Raw genomic sequence first — 18199 nt, forward strand, 5'->3', positions numbered from 1 at the left:
TTTTAGCTCGATGAGACGAGGAATCATGAAGCAGCGCAGCTCTGGAATGTGGAAAAAGATTGCGACAGCTGTTGTCGCGGGTTGTACGAGCGCCGCGTTGCTCACCGCATGTGGCGCTGGGGAAGAAAGCAGCAATGCCGGTGGTGAGACAGGCAAAGAGTCGACTAACAAAATGACGAAGGCAGACGGCTCGGCGCCTGCTGCAGCTGAAGACCAGCTCCTGCTCACTAATGAAGTTCAAGGCGTGGACTTCTCTGCAAACAGGACCGCTGGATACAAGGATGCCATGGAGATGTTTTCGGACGATTCCTTAGAACTTGAGCCGGCCGAATGCGCTGATTTCATTGAACCGACGGAGGAATTGGAGAACGCCGTCGGTGCATACGCCGACCTCACGGAAGAACACGTCACTGTCAGCGTCTCAGTATTGAAGTCCCCTGAGGTGTACAAGGAGTACACGGATAACCTGGAAAAATGCTCCGATGTGACCGCTTCGATGGATGCTTCCGACATCCTGGACGAATCCATGGAAGGGCAGGAGTTTTCTCCTGAGGTGCAGGACATGCTTAATGACGTGGATATGACGACCACTATGAAAATGCACCGGGAAAAGTGGGACCCAGATCTTTCCGTCAAGCCAGAAGAGCTCACTGCACACGAGACTGTTATTGACATTAACTCCGGTGGGACGACCGCCACTGCGACAAGCTACGACATTGTCGGCATCGTCAATGGCGTCCTGGTGACGGTGTCTGCTGCCCCGAATCCGGACGCCCCCAGTACCGACATGGAAAACATGACGGAACCGATGCCGATTCCACAGGCATCCCCGGAGTCCAAGGAAGCGGCAAAGAAGCGTGCCTTGGAGGTCTTCGATGCCCAGGCAAAGAAGATTATGGACGCTGCTTAGCGTTCGTTTGGATCCTCTGCGTTTGAGAAGTAGCGGTGCGGGAGCTGCGAAGTAGCGACGCGCTCGTTGCCGGGGCGCGTTAAAACTCCGTTAATCCCTGCACTTTAGGGCTCCAAAATGCAGCACGCGGCGCGTTGAGGGTTTTGAAGTGCGGGCTTGTTATTTCGTCAAGAGCCCGGACGTAACCGGGAACCATATCCCGCGGGATTCTCAGCCCCATAGTCAGATGCGGAATCCAGCGAGAGCCGCGACCGTCAGGGTTGAGACGGCTAATCTCGCGAGCAGCTTCTTCCAGCTCGTCGCTTGTTTCTAACAACCATGCGACGGTTTGTTTACCCTTTGTACCGAACACTACCGTTCCTACTCTACGGAATTCCGCAGGCATAAGAGGTGGAAGAATCTCGGCTGCTCGTTGGACTACCTTCGGTCTCATAGTCGGCGCAAAAGTCACAGTGATGTGGGGCTTTTGATTCTGCTGCGGGAATCCACGCTCTGCCAGTTGCGCAAAGATCTCTTTAACCTGCGCCTCTTGCTCAGGCAGAAGGTACATCAGGATGTTGTCAGGTGACACCATGTGACGCTTACTCCTCCCCTATTGCTGTCCGTCGACGTGCTTGAAGCACTGACCAAGGGCACCATTACTAGAGTGCCTCATCTAAAGCACTCAGGGTCTTGCAATCCAGAGCATAGCGCAGGAATTTTCACAATTTATAACCCACTTTCCGTAATTTCTAGCCTCTTATTATTACCCCTGGTAAAAACTATTTTTTATTGGGATAATGGAGATGGATAGGCTTCTTGAAAGCTTTAAGAGCATCTTCAAAGACAGTGTGGAGTGACGGCCGATTCTCCACACTGCAAAATTACCGCCGCGGCTGGAAAGGTGAGCAAAGACATGGCACCGAAACCTAAAAAGATTACGCCCCCGAAGAATCAAAAGTTGGTGAAGAGCAAGGCAAGCTTCAGCCGCAATGAGCTCGCCGATTTGCTGGAGACGCTGGCGGCTCGCATCCGCGCCGGGGAAATGACTCTCGGCACTGGCGAGTCCGCGGTGACGATGACCATGCCGACATCGTTTAATACCACGATGGAAGTTGTCGATTCCCGAAAGCGCGCTGGTATTGAGCGCGAGCTGGAGCTGGAAATTGACTGGATGGTCGACGAAGGTGGCGAGCCCGTCGAAAAACCCGGCCCAGCATCGGGCTTCGCAATCTCCTAGCCGGCTTGTTGCTGTCCGTTTTTGTTCCGCGCAGTGTTAACTAAGCAAAGGGCGACTTCGGAATTGTCTTCCGGAGTCGTCCTTTGTCTTGGCTTCTAATTCTGCAGGCCTTACGCCTTGAGCACATAGCGCAGAATCTCTACAACCTGGTCGTTCGTCGTGCACCACGCCTGAGCAGCAGCATCAACTTCCTTGAGCGGGTGGACAATGCCCTCACCGTGAAGCGTGATGTACGGCTTGTCCAGCGCAGCACAGTAGCCCGCGTCGAAAGCTGCGTTCCACTGCTTGTACTGGTCGCCGAAACGGACGACAACCATATCCGCCTTCTCAATCAAAGTACGAGTACGGATGGAGTTGACCTTCGACGACTGGTGATCACGCCAGAATCCCGCAGGCGCCTCCCCCCCCCGGTGCTCGCACACGGGCCGAGTGTTTCTCGGGTTGTAACGCCGCCTATGCGTGGTTCGAGTTAATGGGCTCGAGCTTTGACAGCGGTGACATCGGCCCAGCGGCCAGGGTGATGCTGTCCAATCTGGCGCACAATGAACTCCTGCACGCCGAGGAGCGCCCGTCGTCAAAACAACTCACTATCGCTCGCCATTTCCGCAGGCCACAGCGGACAGATCTGAGTCGTTTTGGTCGATTTTGCGTCCTTTCGTCGTCATTTACCGCTGCGGCACTGGCCGACCGGCAAGCCATCGTCAAGCAACACCTGAATACACCCACCAGGTACCCACGCCTACCCAAGTCACATGAGGCGACGCTAACCTAATTCGGGAACACTCGCGACGAAGGGAACGCGCATGTCCAAGGGCAAGAAAGGCGACAAAGGCAAGAAGAAGGACGCCGCCAAAGCCAAGAAAAAGGCTGCGGCAACGACCTCGCTACGCCTGCCCGAATACTCGAAGGCCGAGGCCAAGGCCGCGAAAAAGCTCGCCGGCAAGGACCCCTTCAAACTGGCCGCGATGACGCCGAAGAAGAAGTGTTGCAAATCCGGCATCCGCTGCCTGCGCTGCCCCGTGGTGCTACACAAGCTCAATCGCGAGATCAAAAACGGCGAAATCGACCATGCCGCCCTGCTGCTCATCGCCGCGAAAGCCCGGATCCGGTAGCCGGCCCTCCTCCGCCGCCTCTACAGTGGGCATCCGGTCCCGTGCCCTGTGTTTCGCACCGCGCCGCTCGGACTGGTCCCGCGCGACAATCGGGCGCGACCTCTCGGCAGGCCTCATGGTGGTCCTCGTCGCACTCCCCCTCGCGCTCGGCTTCGGCGTTGCGTCCGATGTCGGCGCGGCGGCCGGGATTACGACGGCCATCGTCGCGGGCATCCTGGCCGCGACCTTCGGTGGTAGCAACGTCCAGGTAAGCGGCCCGACCGGCGCAATGACCGTCGTGTTAATCCCCATCGTGGCCAACCATGGTGCCGATGGGGTGCTCGTCGTCGGCGTGCTGGCGGGGCTCATGCTGCTCTTGCTGGCGTTCACCGGCGCTGGCCGCGCGATGAAGTACATGCCGTTACCTGTCGTCGAAGGTTTCACCGCCGGTATTGCGTTAATCATCGGCCTCCAACAGCTGCCCGCAGCACTCGGTGTTGACGTGGACGGCGAGAAAGTCCTCGGGTTGGCGTGGGGCTCGATCAAAGCTTGGTTAGACGCTCCGGCATGGCAGGCGCCCGTGATGACCCTTGCGGTGGCGGCCGGAATCGTGCTTGCTGCACGCGTTCGTAGCGGCTTCCCCGCGGCGCTGGTGTTGGTAGCTGCCACGACGGCCATCAACATGTTGGCAGACAGCGGTCTGAAGACCATCGGCTACATCCCTTCGACGTTGCCTGCCCCGCGCTGGCCGCAGATCCCGTGAGAGCACCTGGATTCGCTTCTGTTGGCAGCGATCGCCGTCGCAGCTCTCAGTGCGTTGGAATCGTTACTGTCTGCGACGGTTGCCGACGCAATGACTGTTGGCGACCGGCACGATCCCGACCGTGAGCTTTTCGGGCAGGGCGTGGCCAACGTCGTCGCGCCCCTGTTCGGCGGGATTCCCGCGACCGCCGCGATCGCCCGAACTGCCGTCAATGTGCGGGCAGGCGCAGGCACACGCCTGGCAGCGGTGTTCCATTCGCTGCTGCTCGTCTCCGTACTCGTCGCGGCCCGGTGGGTGGCCGAGATTCCTCTCGCCGCGCTCGCCGGCGTGCTCATCGCCACAGCGATTCAGATGACCCACCCGCGGAACCTCCGCTCGGTGATACGCGCCACCAAGGGCGACGGAGCCACCCTGCTCATCACGGCTGCCGCCACCGTCGTGTTCGACCTTGTCGTCGCCGTACTCATCGGCCTTGTTATGGCGGGCTTCTTCGCACTGCGCGATACCGCCCGCACGGCGGTGCTGGAAGCCGTCCCGCTAGACGAGGGAGACCACCGCGACAAGGAGCGTGAGCTTCTCGACGAGCACATCGCCGCCTTTCGAATGGAAGGCCCCCTCTTCTTTGGTGCGGCGCACGATTTCCTCCTCGAGCTCGCTGATGTCTCGTCGGTCAAGGTTGTCGTGCTCCGCATGCGCTACGTTACGACGATCGACACCACCGGCGCCCAGATGCTCGCCGACACGATTGGGCGCCTCGAACGCCACGGTACCAGGGTCCTGCTCGCTGCCACGAAGCCCGAATATATTCCGGTGTTGCGCGAACTCGGCGTATTCGACCAGCTTGCGCACGAGAATCACGTCTTCGACAACACTCTCGATGCCATCGCCCACGCCCGACTGCATGCCTCGCACATTCAGCATGAAGAGTCGGATGGCGCACCCGCGGCATCGCAGAGTCAATAGCTTGGCTGAGCCAGACAATGGTCACTCCGTCGCAGTCGACCCTGCAATCGTGGGTCCACGTCCCCATCGCGCGATGCTTGAAAAACCTTTACACGTTGCACTTAAACTCCACGACGTGTCGTTGCAAAGTCACCTTCTCATTCGTGAAGCCGATGTGGGTGTAACCGCTTGGCGCGTAGCATTGGCGACATGCGCATTTTCACCGTGGGCCACTCCAACCTCGAGTTCGAGGACTTCGCTGAAATGATCAAAGCTGCCGGTGTGGCATCCATCGTGGATGTGCGCAAGCTGCCCGGATCCAGGAAGTAACCGTGGTTCAACGGCGACTACCTTGCCGAACACCTTCCTACATGTGGCATCACTTACAGCAGAAGCGAGGGCCTCACCGGGCGGCGCAACGTGTCCCACTCGGTGCCGTTTGAGGTTAACGGCAACTGGCGTAACCGCAGCTTCCACAATTACGCCGACCATGCGCTGGGCGAGGAGTTCTCCGACGCAATCTCGCAGCTACGGGCGAACGCCGCCGAAACCCCCACCGCAATCATGTGCGCCGAGGCGGTGTGGTGGCGCTGCCACCGGCGTATCATTGCCGACCACCTCATCGCCCACGGTGACGAGGTTGGCCACATTATGGGTCTGGGTGCAGCCGGGGCGAAGGTGAGCGAGGCAACGCTCAACGACGGCGCAGTCATCGGCAACGATCTCCTCGTGCGCTACCCCGAGCGGGGCTAGCGCGTACACCAGAGGCCAGTGGGTGCGGAAACTCGGACTACGACTCAGTGAGCCACGGCATCCTCCTCGGCCTGACCTAAGGCGCGACTTACGCCTTGTATTCATGGAGCGCCCACCACCTTATGAGCAGCAGCATCGGGGGGGGCACACCAGCGGATAGCACGCTCAAACGAGCTTTAGGTTAGGAAATCTGAACCGCGCAATCTAAGAAGAGCACCGGCAACCCCGGTAGTGTGCCCCAAAGCATCGAATCGAAAAACGTACTACCGACTTGCCACGGCCCTAGACGTCGAGCTTGAAGTCCACGGTATCTCATTGCAAAGTTACTTTCTCGTTAGCACCATCAAAAGGAGTGGTATCCAATGAAAGCGTTCGGGTTCTTAAGCTTCGGGCATTACGCCTTCGGTGGCCAGCGCGGGCCATCTGCGGAAAAGATCGCCAAGACTCATCTGGAGATCGCCCAGGCTGCGGACGAAATCGGCGTGAACAACGCGTCCTTCCGTGTCCACCACTTCGTGCCGCAGGCCTCCGCCCCGATGCCGCTGCTGGGTGCTGTCGCGGCCACCACCAAACACATCGAGGTCGGCACCGGTGTCATCGACATGCGCTATGAAAACCCGCTCTACCTCGCCGAAGAGGCCACGTCGTTGTACCACATTTCCGGTGGCCGCGTGGCCCTGGGCGTCTCGCGCGGCGCCCCTGAGGTGGCTGACCGCGGCTGGGAGGCCTTCGGCTACAAGGGTGAAACGCCCAACGGCGCGGACGTGGCGCGAGCCCACCTCGAGGCGTTCATGGCTGCAGTGGACGGCAACGGATTCGCCACCGCCGCACCGCTGGACCGGCAGTACCCCAACATGTTCCAGCCCGGCTCCGCCCTGCCGATCTTCCCCATGGTGCCCGAACTGCGTAAGCACATTTTCTACGGCTCCGGTACCCACGCTTCTGCCGAGCAAACCGCCAAGGACGGGCTCAACCTGATGTCCTCCACGCTGGTCTCCGAGACCACCGCCGAGACCCTGGGCGAAATCCAGGCGGATCAGATCAGCCGCTACCGCGCCGCGTGGAAGAAGGCGGGCCACGATTGGACGCCGCGTGTGTCGGTGTCCCGCTCCGTCTTCCCCATCGTCGACGGCGCGGACATGCAGTTGTTCGGCATGCAGGCCTCCGACTCCGATCAGGTGGGCATGCTTCCCGACGTCGGCGCCTCCACCTTCGGCCGCACCTACGCCGCCGAGCCGGACAAGCTCATTGAGCAACTCAAAGCCGACGCCGCCGTCATGTCCGCCGACACCCTGCTCATCACCATCCCCACCGGGATGGGCGTCGACGTCAACGTGAAGATCTTGGACAACTTCGCCACGCATGTCGCCCCCGCGTTGGGTTGGCAGCCGAATCACGAAGGCCCAGTTACCGGCTATCTCATCGACTAATTCCTGCAGTTCGCAAGCTCTTCGCTTCAATGTCAGTTCAGTGCGTGTTGAATAGTTCAGTAATTGCTGTATAGTTCAGCATATGCTGACTATTGCTTCACGCCTCGACGTCATGAACCGGCTCGGCCGGGCCATGGCGGATCCGACGCGCTCCAGAATCCTGATCACCCTACTCGACGGCCCGAGCTACCCGGCCGTGCTTTCGCGCGACCTGAACCTGACCCGCTCGAACGTCTCGAACCACCTGACCTGCTTGCGTGACTGCGGCATCGTCGTCGCCGAGCCGGAGGGCCGCAAGACACGCTACGAAATCGCCGATCCGCACCTCGCGACAGCGCTCAACGCACTAGTGAACGCGACGTTGGCTGTCGACGAAAACGCCCCGTGCATCGACCCTGAGTGCTCGGTGCCCGGCTGCGACGGAAAAGGAGCGGACGCATGAGTTCAGCATGTGGATGCGAACACGAACCAGCCACGGAGATCGAAGATCTCGATCGGCCATGGTGGAAGGACCCCGAGTTGCTACTGCCGATCTTCTCCGGCGTAGCCCTCTGCATAGGTCTGGCGCTGGACTGGTCCGGACTAGAGACACCCGCGACAGTTCTGTTCTGGATCGGCCTGCTGCTAGGGGCGTATACGTTCACGCCCGGCGCTATCCGGAACCTTGCCACGAAGCGCAAGCTCGGCATTGGTTTGCTGATGACGATCAGCGCGGTCGGCGCGGTAATCCTCGGTTACGTCGGAGAGGCGGCGGCGCTAGCGTTCCTGTACTCGATCGCCGAGGCACTGGAAGACAAGGCGATGGACCGGGCCCAGGGCGGACTGCGGGCACTGTTGAAATTGGTACCGCAGACCGCGACGGTGCTGCGCGACGGTACGACGGTCGAGGTCGCAGCGAAGGATCTCGTGGCTGGCGAGCTGATGCTCGTGCGCCCCGGAGAGCGGATCGCCACGGACGGCATCATTCGGTCTGGGCGCTCCAGCCTTGACACCTCAGCGATCACCGGAGAATCCATTCCGGAGGAGGTTGCGCCCGGCGACGAGGTGCCCGCGGGAGCAATCAACTCCGCCGGCGTGCTGGAGGTCGAGACGACCGCAGCTGGAACGGACAACTCGCTGACCACACTCGTGGACCTGGTCGAGCAGGCGCAGGCGGAAAAGGGCGACCGCGCCCGGATCGCCGACCGGATTGCCCAACCCCTAGTGCCCGGGGTGATGATCCTGGCGGTGCTGGTCGGCGTGATTGGCTCGCTGCTGGGCGACCCCGAGACGTGGATCACCCGCGCGTTGGTGGTCCTGGTCGCAGCATCGCCGTGTGCGCTGGCAATCTCGGTGCCGCTGACGGTCGTGGCCGCGATCGGCGCGGCCAGCCAGTTCGGCGTGGTCATCAAATCCGGCGCGGCGTTCGAGCGACTCGGCGGCATCCGCCACCTGGCGGTGGACAAGACCGGAACCCTTACCCGCAACCAGCCCGAGGTTACCGACGTGGTCCCGGCAGACGGATTCGATCGGGCTCAGGTGCTTGCTTTCGCGGCGGCAGTTGAGCAGCAATCGACGCACCCCCTCGCCGCTGCGATCGCGGCAGCGGGGCCCGAAGCGCCCGCTGCCTTGGACATCAGCGAGGAAGCCGGGCATGGCATCGGCGGCACCGTCGAAGGTCGACGGGTACTTGTGGGCAGTCCCCGGTGGATCGACGCCGGGCCACTGAAGGCAGACGTTGAGCGCATGGAGTCCGAGGGCCAGACCTGCGTCCTTGTCACCGTCGATGACGCTCTCGCCGGGGCGGTCGGGGTCCGCGACGAGCTGCGGCCCGAGGTACCCGAAGCTGTGCAGACCCTGCACGCCAACGGCGTGGAAGTGAGCATGCTAACCGGCGATAACGCTCGCACCGCCCGGGCTCTGGCTGAAATCGCCCGAATCGACGATGTGCGCGCTGAGCTGCGCCCGGAGGACAAGGCAAGCATCGTCGCCGAGCTCTCCTCCAAGACGCCGACGGCGATGATTGGCGACGGCATCAACGACGCTCCTGCGCTGGCGGGCGCGACGGTGGGCATAGCAATGGGAGCGACCGGCTCTGACGCCGCAATCGAGTCCGCTGACGTCGCCTTCACCGGCCACGACCTCCGGTTGATCCCGCAGGCGCTGCAGCACGCCCGTCGAGGCAGCAGGATTATTAACCAGAACATCGTGCTGTCTCTGGCCATCATCATCGTGTTGATGCCGCTGGCGATCAGCGGCGTGCTGGGTCTGGCCGCCGTCGTATTGGTTCACGAGGTCGCTGAAGTTATCGTGATCTTGAACGGCCTGCGGGCTGCGCGAGCGAAGCGCTGAGGCGCACCTTCGCCCAGCGCGCTGGCTCTCCAGCGCGGATCTTTGAAGGATCGAGCTGCTCAGGGACCAAGCGTCGTCTCAAAACTTTTGATGCCGTGCTTCATCGACACGACCCGCGACTACCTGGGCAGCGTATTCAGCAAAAGGACTCGACACCCGTCAGGGTTGCCGAGCCGTCGCCGGTCCAGTTGCCGTAACCAACTAGATGGAGATTCTTCATCGCGGTTTCACGGCCACGCATGAGGTGGCGGAATGGGCCGAGGGCCGGACGGAAACCAGTGCACCAGATTAGATGGTCGTGGTCGAGCTCGCTCAAGCTATCGAAGATGGAGGTAGCGGTGAGCTGGCCGGCGTCGCGGAGCTCACGTAGATGAGGAAGCGCGAGAATGTCCCCGAGGTTCGGGTCGGAATCGCCACCGAGAATCCGGCAGCGGCTGCCCGCGTTAAACGTTGAATTTGAACTCCACGACGTGTCGTTGCTAAATACCCTTTACCCTATGGACATACAGTAGAAGCTGCTAGAGATTGAGTAGATACAAGAAGTAAAAAGCGATAGCTAGGATTGCAGTACAACCTTCGAGACCGCGACGACGGCTGCTACCGTAGGCCTCGTTGCCTAACTGACACCAACGCCGTGTCCACTACTCGGGGGACACCCCCAACATTAATGCTGCCCTGCCGGCAGACCAGGGCGGCCGTGTGAGTATCGGACAATAATGCGTAGTCCTCCAAGGTTCTGGACACAGGGGCTTTCCCCTTTCCTCAGTGGTGCGACCAGAGGGAGTAGAAACATCCACCCCGGTGCACCCGCTGCGGTGACAACGACCCATCGCCCGCAGCAGGTGGCAATCGTCACGGTTATCCCTCTTTTTCAGATTCCTGTCCTCGGGATCAGAAAAAGACGGGGACCTGTCATAGGTCAGTGAGCATTTGCTGCATCTGGGCAATCTCGGCCTCCTGGTCGTTGATAATTTGTTCGGCCAGGGTGATTGCATGGGGATTCTGGCCGTCAGCAACCTCGTCACGGGCCATGTCGACCGCGCCTTCGTGGTGGGCGGTCATCTGCTCCAGGTAAAGGCGGGCGGCGCCGGTGCCCTGGGCTTCCTCAAGGGCTGTCATGTCCTCCTGGCTCATCATCCCGCTCATGCCACCCATCTCGCCGTGATCCATTCCACCTATCTCATCCATGGTCCCCATGCCCCAGAGTCGGTGACCGGCTGCTGGTCCCAGGCCTCGAGCATGGCGTTCATCCGGTCAATCTCCGGTCCCTGGGCGTCAATAACTCCCTGGGCAAACTCCACGACCTGGGCGGGGATGCCCTCCTTGGCCAAGAGCATCTCACTCATTTCCGCGGCCTGCTTGTGATGGGGGATCATCATCTGGGCAAACATGATGTCCGCGTCGTTGTGATCGGCGGAGATCTCCCCGTCCTCATCAGTCGCCGCCCTGGTGGTCTCGGTCGTCTCAGCGGTAGTCGTCGCAGTGCTGGTGGCCGAGGTGGTGGCGTCGGTGTTGCCTGAGTCGGTGGCCTCACCGCAGGCGGCCAGCACCAGGGTGGAGGCCACGGCGAGAGCGGAAAGAATAAGGGTGCGCTTTATGGTGGAGCCCTTTCAGGGTCATATGGGGGGCAGTGGAGAGAAGTGGTGGATCAGTGGACGGCGGTGGATTTCGGAGTAGGCGTGGTGTGTTACTCCTTCGGACTGGTGGGAGCCAGGTGGGCCGGGTCCAGATCAATCCGGCGCAACAGCTGGGCGTTCAGGGCCACCACGATGGTCGAGGCAGACATCAAGATCGCGCCCACGGCCGGGGACAGCACGAACCCGATCGAGGCGAGCACTCCGGCGGCCAGCGGCACGGCGAGGATGTTGTAGCCAGAGGCCCAGACCAGGTTCTGGATCATCTTGCGGTAGCTGGCCTGGGACAGCTCAATCATCGACAGCACTGCCCGCGGGTCATCACTGGCTAGGACCACCCCGGCAGATTCCATGGCCACATCCGTGCCGGCACCGATGGCGATACCGACCTCCGCGCGGGTCAGAGCGGGGGCGTCATTGACACCGTCGCCGACCATGGCCACGCTCAAACCCCGGTCCTGCAGCTGCATGACCTTGGTGTCTTTGTCCTGGGGCAGGACCTCGGCGAAGACCTCATCGATCCCCAGGTCCTGGCCAACCGCCTGGGCCACCTGCTGCGCGTCACCGGTGATCATCGCGACCTTCACCCCGCGGTCCTGCAGGGCTTTCACGGCGGCGCGGGATTCGGGGCGGATCTTGTCCTCGACGGCCACCGCACCGATAATCTGACCGTCGCGGACAATATGGAGCACACCGGCCCCACGCCCGGTCCAGGCGCTGGTGGTGTCGGTGAGCTCGGCCGGGGTGGTGAGGTTGAACTCGCGCAGCATGTTCGGCCCGCCCACGAGGATCTCAGCGCCATCGACAGTGGCCCGGACCCCCCGGCCGGAGGCGGCGCTGAAACCAGTTGCACGCATTTGCCGACGGGAGGCCTCGGGATGGGCGGCCGCGGCCGCCACGATGGCGCGGGCCACGGGGTGCTCGCTGTCGGCCTCCGCGACGGCGGCCAGGGCCAGCAGCTCGCCCTCGGTGACGCCGACAGCTGCTGCGACACCGGTGACCGCGTGCGCACCCTCGGTCAGGGTGCCGGTTTTGTCGAAGAGCACCACGTCGATGGTGCGCATCCGCTCGAGCGCCATCCGGTCCTTGATGAGCACCCCGGATTTCGCGGCCCGCTCGCTGGAGATCGCAATGACCAGCGGAATCGCCAGGCCCAGGGCGTGCGGACAGGCGATGACCAGCACCGTGACCGTGCGCACCACGGCATCGTCCGGGCTGCCGATGATGGTCCACACCACCGCGGTGATCAGAGCGGAGATCAGCGCGAACCAGAACAACAACGCTGCCGCCCGATCCGCCAGGGCCTGGGCCCGGGAGGAGGACTCTTGGGCGTCGGCAACCATGCGTTGGATCCCGGCCAGGGCGGTGTCCCCGCCGGTAGCCTCCACCCTGATGCGGACGGTGTTGTCGGTGGCCACGGTACCGGCGACCACCTTGTCACCGGTGTCGCGGAAGACGGGACGGGATTCGCCGGTGATCATCGCCTCATCGAATTCGGCGGCTCCGTCGATGATGGTTCCGTCGGCCGGCACCCGGGCACCGGCCCTCACCAGCACGACGTCGTCGACGACCAGCTCGGAGATGGCCACGGTGCGGGTGGTCCCGTCGATGACTTTCTCGGCCTCATCCGGCAGCAGGGCAGCCAGCGCGTCAAGCGCGGAGGACGCGGCCCCGAGAGCACGCATCTCCAGCCAGTGGCCCAGCAGCATGATGGTCACCAGCAGGGCCAGCTCCCACCAGAAGTCCAGGTCAAAACCGCCCAGCCCCAGAGTGGTGACCCAGGAGGCGACAAACGCCACGGTGATGGCCATGGCGATCAGGAGCATCATCCCGGGTTGGCGGGATTTCAGTTCGTTCCATCCTCCCTTGAGGAAAGGCGTTCCGCCGTAGACGAAGATGATCGTGCCTAGCACCGGGGGGATCCAGGTGGATCCGGGGAATGCCGGGAGGTGGTAACCGAGCAGCTGGGCGACCATGGGGCTGAAAATAACGACGGGAATGGACAGAATCAGCGACCACCAGAAGCGTTCCCGAAACATTGCGGTGCTGTGTCCGGCGTGTTCGCCGTGACTATGAACGTGGTGGTCGTCGTCCAGGGCGGAGTGCGGGTGATCGTGGGGCATCGCCTGGCCGTGGGTGTCGGCATCTGTGTGGTGTTCGTGGCTGGCATGATCCGGGTGGTGGGTGTGGTCTGTTTCCGGAGCGGGGTGATCACCATGGTGATCGCCGGAATGGTGGGGAGTGCTCATGACGTTCCTTCCGCTCAACCCGGTCGGGGTCGAGATGATGGGTAAAACTGATCAGGATAAGACGGTGTAGCCGGCCTCCTCGATGGCCCGGCGAACCATCTCCGGAGGTACGGCACCGGTGACCGTGACGGTGGAAACACCACCAGCAGCGAGGTCAATCTGGACGTCGTCGACCTGGGGGAGCCCCTGAAGGGCCTGAGTCACGCTTTTCGCGCAGTGCCCGCAGGTCAGGCCGGTGACCTGGTAGCTAGGGGAGGACCCTCCTGCTGACGAGTCGCTGGCGGCAGGGACGGAGGCGGTGTCGGCACGTGAGGCAGGTCCGCAACAGCTGCAGCCGTGGGAGGCCATCGGCAAGAGGCGGGGCGGGGAGGTGATCATGGGAAAGCTCCTACGGGTCGGTGGGATGCGGTAACGCTCGCTAGCATATACCCCCCCGGGGTATATTTTCAAGGAGTGGAGGGCACGGCCCTCACGCGGGGCAGGGTGTGGTCACCGAGCAGCCCCCTCACTGTCGGGAGCGGACAGCGGGAGGCGGAGGGCAAACACCGCTCCGCGACCGGGTCCGGGGGAGGTGGCAGTGAGAGTGCCGCCGTGGGCCTCGATCAATGCCCTGGAGATGGTCAGACCGATACCGGACCCGCCGTTGTCCCGGCTGCGGGCGGCATCCCCCCGGTAGAAGCGTTCGAAGATGTGTCCGAGCTGGCCAGGTGGGATGCCCTCGCCGTCATCGGCGACGTGGATGAGCGCGGTGGACGCCCCCTGGCGGTGGACGCTGATCCGGACCTGCCCGCCGGCCGGGGTGTGCCGTAGCGCGTTCGACAGGAGGTTGCTCATCACCTGGCCGAAGCGTTGCCGGTCCACGATCACCCGGGCGGTGTCCGTAATGGTCTCGACCTGTAAATCGACGCCTTTGTCAGCATAAGCTTCCCCCGCGGCAGCAGCGGCGGTATGGAGCAGATCCCCGAGCCCTTCCTCCGCCAGGTCCAAATCGATCCGGTGTTCCTGGGCCCGGGAGACATCGTCAATGTCCTCCATCAACCGGGTCAGGCGGGTGAGTTGGTCAGCCATGATCGTGTGGTTGGCATTATTCCAGTCCACGACCCCGTCCTGGAGACCATCGAGGTAGGCCGTGAGCACCGATAAGGGGGTGCCCATTTCGTGGGCCAGATCAGAGAGCATCTGGCGGCGGACCTGTTCGGTGTGTTCCAGTCGGTCGGCCATGATGTTGAAGGCATGCGCCAGGGTGGTGACCTCGGGGCCGGCTTCTCCGGCGGGCACGCGGATACGGAAGTTACCGGCCGCCAGGCTGGTAGCGGCGCGGGTGAGATCCTGCAGGGGGGTGCGCAGGCGACGCGATAACCACAGGCTGGCCAGTAGGGCGCTGATCAAGGCAGTGGGCAGGGCGACGGCCAGGGTGATCAGGTTGGCGTCCCGGTAGGCCTGCTCGGCATGGAACAGCTCCAGCGAGGGGTCCTCCCGGCCGGCCATCAACATATGATCATGGAACAGGGTCGGCCCCACCGTCGTGGCCACGGCCGCGGCCACCATCAGGCTAATCACCACGACCAACACCTGGGCGGCCAGGAAGCGGAAGGTCAAGCCGGGTCCGTGATTCATGGCTGCCCCACCCGGTAGCCCACGCCACGCACGGTGTCGATAAACCCCCGGCCTCGGGTGTCGGTGCCGAGCTTGCGACGCAAGTTGCCTATGTGGACATCGACGATGCGTTCATCACCGACCCAGGTGGTGTCCCAGACCTCGGTGACCAGGTCGTGGCGGGTCAGCGCCTGGCCGGGGCGCAGGGCCAGGGCAACCAGCAGCTCGAACTCCGTGCGGGTGAGCTCCACAGTCGTCTCCCCCACCCGCACCTGATGGGCGACGGGGTCAAGGATGAGGTCACCAACGATCAAGGGGGTGGTCACCTGCGGTGGGGTGGTGCTGGTGCGCGGACGGCGCAGCACTGCATGCACCCGGGTCACCAGTTCCCGGATGCTAAAAGGTTTGGTGATGTAGTCATCCGCCCCCAGGGTCAAACCGCTGATCTTGTCGTCCTCGCTGCCACGCGCGGTGAGCATGAGGATGTAGCAGTCCGAGAAGGTGCGGATCCGTCGGCACACCTCCAGGCCGTCGAGTTCGGGCAGCCCCAGATCCAGCACCACAACATCGGGGGAAAAGCGACGGGTCTCGTCCACGGCCTGGGTGCCGGTGTGCGCCTGACGGGTATCGAAGCCTGCCCGGATGAGGTAGGAGGCCACCATCTGAGCCAGGGGTTGTTCATCATCGACGACCAGCACCCGCCCCGGGGGCGTGGCGGTGGTCGGTGTGTGGTCAGCCATAGACCCCAGTATCGCTCCGGCCAGGGGGGAATACCATCCTCGCTCAGTGCCCGGCGGGGAATCTTCATCAAATCTTCAAATATAACCCTTCGACCGCCGTCACCCCTGTGCCCCACCCCGGGCCGGCGGCATCGCCTCCCCTGGTCGGTTCAGCAGGCGCCACCAGGGGTTTCACTGCAAACACCGCATACCCGGGGCGGGTAGAAGGACATCGCCCACGGCTGTGGGGTGGTGTCCCGGTGGTGACCCAGCTCACCGAATTCACCCTCTTTTCGCCCTGCTATAAAGCTGTGAGCAGGGTTTTTGATTTCTAGCCCGTCAGGCACCCGTGCTAGATAAAGGTATGGCATCGACCTTGAGGCGGTGTCTTCTCACGGTCCTACCCACGATCCAAGGAGATTGACGTGAAACGAGCAGCGATCGCAGTCGCCGCCCTTGCCCTCGCCCTCACGGGGTGTTCGGCCGCCGACCCGGAACCCACGGCCGACGGGACGGTGTCCCAGGATACGTTCCTGACTATCCATGGCCTGACCGACATGGACGCGGTGGAGATCATTGATCACCTTGACCGGCAGAAGGTCGCTGAGCGTCCCACGGATCTGATCGCCTCAGTGCGTGCCGATGAACTGCTGCTCTCGAGCGGTGACCAGGAAGTCATGGTCGATCTTCCCGACAATCAGACGTATGTCTCGATCGCACCCTATCTCACCTCCACCCACGACTGCTTCTACCACAGCCTCACGACCTGCCTGGGGGAACTCAGCAATGAGGATATCCAGGTCACGATCACCGATGAGGCGACCGGTGAGGTGCTGGTGGACGAGGCGACAACCACCTTCGACAACGGGTTTATTGGCTTCTGGCTTCCCGATGATGTCACCGGCCTGATTGAGGTCAGCTACCAGGGGCGTACCGGCACCACGGAGTTTTCCACCACCGACGACGGTGCCACCTGTGTCACAGACCTGCGCCTGACGTGATGGCTCAGCAGGGTCCTCACCTGCACCTGTCTCCCGTGTCACTGAATTCTTACACCAGGAAGGTTAAATCATGACGAATGCGTTTTCCCGACGACAGTTTCTGCTCGGCGGGCTCGTCCTCGCCGGCACCGGGGCCGTGGCTGCCTGCACCAGCGACCCTGGACCCGCTGCCCCGGCAGCAGGTCCCTCCCTTCGCCCCACTTCCACCCCCACTGCGCTCGGTGAGCCGACGGTGCGCCGGACACTGACCGCCCGGCCCCTCTCTCTGGATATCGGCGGCATCGAAGCCAAGACGTGGGGATACGTCTCTGACACCGGGGATGCGGCCATTGAGGCCACCGCCGGCGATGTCCTCCAGGTCGATATCACCAATGAACTGCCTGAGAGCACCTCCATCCACTGGCATGGCATCGCACTCCACAACGCAGCCGACGGTGTGCCCGGCATGACCCAGGCCCCCATTGAACCTGGCGAGTCTTTCTCCTATGTTTTTGAAGTCCCCCACGGTGGCACCTACTTCTACCATTCCCACACCGGCCTGCAGCTTGATCGCGGCCTCCACGCCCCACTGATCGTCCGTGACCCGCAAGACGCTGAAGACCAGGACGTCGAGTGGACCATCGTGCTCGACGACTGGGTCGATGGCATTCAGGGCACTCCCGACGATGAGCTCGACAAGCTCACCGGAATGGGTTCGGGCGACCATAACGGGAAGAAGGGGATGGGAGGTCACGGCCATATGATGCACGGCACCCCGGACCGGGTACTGGGCGGGGATGCCGGCGATGTGATGTATCCGCACTACCTCATCAACGGACGTATCCCCCGTGCTCACCGGACCTTCGAGGCTCGCCCGGGCGACAAGGCCCGCCTGCGGTTTATCAACTCCGGCGGTGACACCATCTTCAAGGTGGCCCTCGGTGGTCACCGCATGACCGTCACCCACACCGACGGCTTCCCTGTCCAGCCCCGGGAGACCGAATCGATCTACCTGTCGATGGGCGAGCGTGTCGACGTCGAGGTCATCCTCGGCGACGGCATCTTCCCGCTCACGGCTTTGGCGGTGGGTAAGGACGACCGCGCCTTCGCCGTCATCCGCACCGCCGGCGGCCAGGCCCCCCGCCCCGATGTCGACTTCCCCGAGTTGTCATCCACCGGACTGCTTCTGTCCTCCCTGAAGCCAGCAGAACGTGCACTCCTGCCCGAGGGCACACCAGACCGAGAAGTCAGCATCGACCTGGGCGGGCAGATGATGCCGTATGAATGGAGCATTCTCACCGACGGCCAATCGTCCTCCGCGACCGTGCAGGAGGGCCAGCGCCTGCGGATGGTCATGCGCAACAGGACCATGATGCCCCATCCCATGCACATCCACGGCCACACGTGGGCGCTGCCCGGCAGCGGCGGGCTACGCAAGGACACCGTCCTTCTCCGCCACGGTGAAACCATGATCGCCGACCTGATCGCTGACAACCCCGGTGAGTGGGCATTTCACTGCCATAACGCCTATCACATGGAAACCGGGATGCTCAGCTCGCTTCGCTACGAGTAACCCCCACAG

The 18199-nt window shown here is 62.6% G+C and carries 15 protein-coding genes and 4 pseudogenes; 11 read left to right on the forward strand and 8 right to left on the reverse strand.

Annotated elements, in window-relative coordinates; translation table 11 throughout:
• Positions 1 to 25 precede the first annotated feature (25 nt).
• Positions 26 to 910: a hypothetical protein gene (locus ADA16_RS04810; RefSeq protein WP_048759673.1), complete on the forward strand. Its 885-nt coding sequence runs from the start codon at positions 26 to 28 to the stop codon at positions 908 to 910.
• 79 nt (positions 911 to 989) lie between these two features.
• On the opposite strand, the gene ADA16_RS04815 is transcribed toward ADA16_RS04810, so the two are convergent.
• Complete coding sequence (locus ADA16_RS04815; protein ID WP_048759675.1) at positions 990 to 1484, reverse strand: 2'-5' RNA ligase family protein; 495 nt, start codon at positions 1482 to 1484, stop codon at positions 990 to 992.
• 321 nt (positions 1485 to 1805) lie between these two features.
• On the opposite strand from ADA16_RS04815, the gene ADA16_RS04820 reads away from it, so the two are divergent.
• A complete protein-coding gene (locus ADA16_RS04820) occupies positions 1806 to 2129 on the forward strand; it encodes an amphi-Trp domain-containing protein (RefSeq protein WP_048759677.1) in 324 nt (107 codons plus the stop codon).
• 110 nt (positions 2130 to 2239) lie between these two features.
• On the opposite strand, the pseudogene ADA16_RS04825 reads toward ADA16_RS04820, so the two are convergent.
• Positions 2240 to 2533, reverse strand: a pseudogene (locus ADA16_RS04825) (YtoQ family protein); the annotation flags it as partial.
• 399 nt (positions 2534 to 2932) lie between these two features.
• Between ADA16_RS04825 and ADA16_RS04830 the strand changes: the two are divergent.
• From ADA16_RS04830 to ADA16_RS04855, 7 genes and pseudogenes are all read left to right on the forward strand, one after another.
• Positions 2933 to 3241 (forward strand): hypothetical protein, encoded by a 309-nt coding sequence (locus ADA16_RS04830; RefSeq protein WP_048759680.1) that lies wholly within the window; start codon positions 2933 to 2935, stop codon positions 3239 to 3241.
• Positions 3242 to 3266: 25 nt separating this feature from the next.
• A pseudogene (locus tag ADA16_RS11345) lies at positions 3267 to 4394 on the forward strand (SulP family inorganic anion transporter); the annotation flags it as partial.
• Between the two features lie 66 nt (positions 4395 to 4460).
• Positions 4461 to 4946 carry a sodium-independent anion transporter gene (locus tag ADA16_RS11350; protein ID WP_275042183.1) on the forward strand — a complete coding sequence of 162 codons (486 nt, stop codon included), beginning with the start codon at positions 4461 to 4463 and terminating at the stop codon, positions 4944 to 4946.
• Between the two features lie 189 nt (positions 4947 to 5135).
• Positions 5136 to 5678: pseudogene (locus ADA16_RS04840) on the forward strand (DUF488 family protein).
• A gap of 362 nt (positions 5679 to 6040) precedes the next feature.
• A complete protein-coding gene (locus ADA16_RS04845; protein ID WP_048759682.1) occupies positions 6041 to 7108 on the forward strand; it encodes an LLM class flavin-dependent oxidoreductase in 1068 nt (355 codons plus the stop codon).
• A gap of 82 nt (positions 7109 to 7190) precedes the next feature.
• Entirely contained in the window at positions 7191 to 7550 is a 360-nt protein-coding gene (gene cmtR, locus ADA16_RS04850) for a Cd(II)/Pb(II)-sensing metalloregulatory transcriptional regulator CmtR (RefSeq protein ID WP_048759684.1), read from the forward strand.
• The gene (locus ADA16_RS04855; protein WP_048759685.1) at positions 7547 to 9439 is read left to right on the forward strand and encodes a heavy metal translocating P-type ATPase; all 1893 of its coding nucleotides are present in this window, start codon (positions 7547 to 7549) and stop codon (positions 9437 to 9439) included. The genes cmtR and ADA16_RS04855 overlap by 4 nt, the downstream gene beginning before the upstream one ends.
• A 136-nt stretch (positions 9440 to 9575) precedes the next feature.
• On the opposite strand, the gene ADA16_RS11360 is transcribed toward ADA16_RS04855, so the two are convergent.
• From ADA16_RS11360 to ADA16_RS04890, 6 genes and pseudogenes are all read right to left on the reverse strand, one after another.
• Positions 9576 to 9755: a hypothetical protein gene (locus ADA16_RS11360; protein WP_239659344.1), complete on the reverse strand. Its 180-nt coding sequence runs from the start codon at positions 9753 to 9755 to the stop codon at positions 9576 to 9578.
• Positions 9756 to 10351: 596 nt separating this feature from the next.
• A pseudogene (locus tag ADA16_RS11460) lies at positions 10352 to 11037 on the reverse strand (DUF305 domain-containing protein).
• A gap of 89 nt (positions 11038 to 11126) precedes the next feature.
• A complete protein-coding gene (locus ADA16_RS04870) occupies positions 11127 to 13322 on the reverse strand; it encodes a copper-translocating P-type ATPase (protein ID WP_082150657.1) in 2196 nt (731 codons plus the stop codon).
• Between the two features lie 51 nt (positions 13323 to 13373).
• The gene (locus tag ADA16_RS04880; protein ID WP_048731341.1) at positions 13374 to 13700 is read right to left on the reverse strand and encodes a heavy-metal-associated domain-containing protein; all 327 of its coding nucleotides are present in this window, start codon (positions 13698 to 13700) and stop codon (positions 13374 to 13376) included.
• Positions 13701 to 13811: 111 nt separating this feature from the next.
• Positions 13812 to 14939 (reverse strand): sensor histidine kinase, encoded by a 1128-nt coding sequence (locus tag ADA16_RS04885; protein WP_048759693.1) that lies wholly within the window; start codon positions 14937 to 14939, stop codon positions 13812 to 13814.
• Positions 14936 to 15658, reverse strand: coding sequence for a response regulator transcription factor (locus tag ADA16_RS04890; protein WP_038626116.1), 723 nt, complete (start codon positions 15656 to 15658; stop codon positions 14936 to 14938). Before ADA16_RS04890 ends, ADA16_RS04885 begins: the two co-directional genes overlap by 4 nt.
• Positions 15659 to 16062: 404 nt before the next feature.
• Here ADA16_RS04890 and ADA16_RS04895 point away from each other — a divergent pair, with 404 nt between their 5' ends.
• Both ADA16_RS04895 and ADA16_RS04900 read left to right on the forward strand, forming a co-directional pair.
• Complete coding sequence (locus tag ADA16_RS04895; protein WP_048759694.1) at positions 16063 to 16638, forward strand: CueP family metal-binding protein; 576 nt, start codon at positions 16063 to 16065, stop codon at positions 16636 to 16638.
• Positions 16639 to 16708: 70 nt separating this feature from the next.
• Positions 16709 to 18190, forward strand: coding sequence for a multicopper oxidase family protein (locus ADA16_RS04900; protein ID WP_048759696.1), 1482 nt, complete (start codon positions 16709 to 16711; stop codon positions 18188 to 18190).
• Positions 18191 to 18199: the final 9 nt, after the last annotated feature.

This window comes from Corynebacterium vitaeruminis (assembly GCF_001054325.1).
In the GTDB taxonomy this organism is placed as follows: Bacteria; Actinomycetota; Actinomycetes; order Mycobacteriales; family Mycobacteriaceae; genus Corynebacterium; species Corynebacterium vitaeruminis_A.